Source organism: Acinetobacter sp. SwsAc2, from assembly GCF_013391465.1.
GTDB lineage: Bacteria > Pseudomonadota > Gammaproteobacteria > Pseudomonadales > Moraxellaceae > Acinetobacter > Acinetobacter johnsonii.
Genome location: NZ_JACBEZ010000081.1, coordinates 1 through 1,113, shown reverse-complemented (window position 1 = coordinate 1,113; position 1,113 = coordinate 1). Strand labels below are relative to the sequence as shown.

1 protein-coding gene is annotated in these 1,113 nt (G+C 41.9%); it reads left to right on the top strand.

All coding sequences use genetic code 11. The annotated features are described in order from the left end of the window. Positions 1-118 precede the first annotated feature (118 nt). The coding region (locus HYI04_RS16745; RefSeq protein ID WP_178896423.1) for an FAD-dependent oxidoreductase at positions 119-1,113 on the top strand (995 nt) is incomplete at its 3' end.

Genomic DNA, 1,113 nt, shown 5'->3' with positions numbered 1-1,113 from the left:
ATCTTTAAATCTATAAAACCGATTATTAAAATAAAAACAAACTGTTTTATCTATTTTTAGATTTACTCTATGATTCTTCTATCAAATAATTTTACAGACTGCTTTGGAGAGCTTAACAATGTTAGATCAAAATACTTCAGCTCAATTAAAAACACTTCTTGAACGCCTAGAAGGTCCGATTGAATTGGTTGCGACTTTGAACCGTTCTGAGAAATCAGACAAAATTAAAGAATTGGTTGAAGAAGTTGCAGCACTGTCTCCACTGGTGACTGCACGTTTTGATGGTCAAAACTCACGTGCACCTAGCTTTGGTGTAGCAAAAGCCGGTGAACAACCACGTGTGTTCTTTGCGGGTTTACCGATGGGACATGAGTTTACCTCTTTGATCTTGGCATTGTTACAGACCTCAGGTTATGCACCCAAAGTATCTGATGAAGTTTTGGCCTCAATCAAAGCTTTGGGCATCCAGTCTGACTTTGACGTATTTGTCTCTTTAAGCTGTCATAACTGCCCAGACGTGGTGCAAGCGTTGAACCTGATTGCCATTTACAATCCGGGCACGACAGCAACCATGATTGATGGTGCATTCTTCCAAGACGAAGTCGAAGAGCGCAAAATTATGGCTGTACCGATGGTGTTCCAAGACAATAACCATATCGGTCAAGGCCGTATGACCTTGGAAGAAATTATTGCCAAACTGGATACCAATTCCGCTGCCAAAGAAGCTGAAAAACTCAATGCCAAAGATGCTTTTGATGTTTTAGTGATTGGTGGTGGCCCTGCAGGAAATACCTCTGCCATCTACGCAGCACGTAAAGGCATTAAAACAGGGATCGTGGCTGAACGTATGGGTGGTCAAGTCATGGATACCATGGACATTGAAAACTATACCTCGATTCAAAAGACTCAAGGGCCGAAGTTTGCTGCTGAAATGGAAGCACATGTACGTGAGTACGGTGTGGACATCATGAACTTACAACGTGTTTCTAACATCAAAGGTGCGGATGAGACAGCAAATGGCTTGGTTGAAGTCACTTTAGAAAATGGTGCGAAGCTTGAATCTAAAACAGTGATTCTTTCAACAGGTGCACGTTGGAGAGAAATGAATGTGCC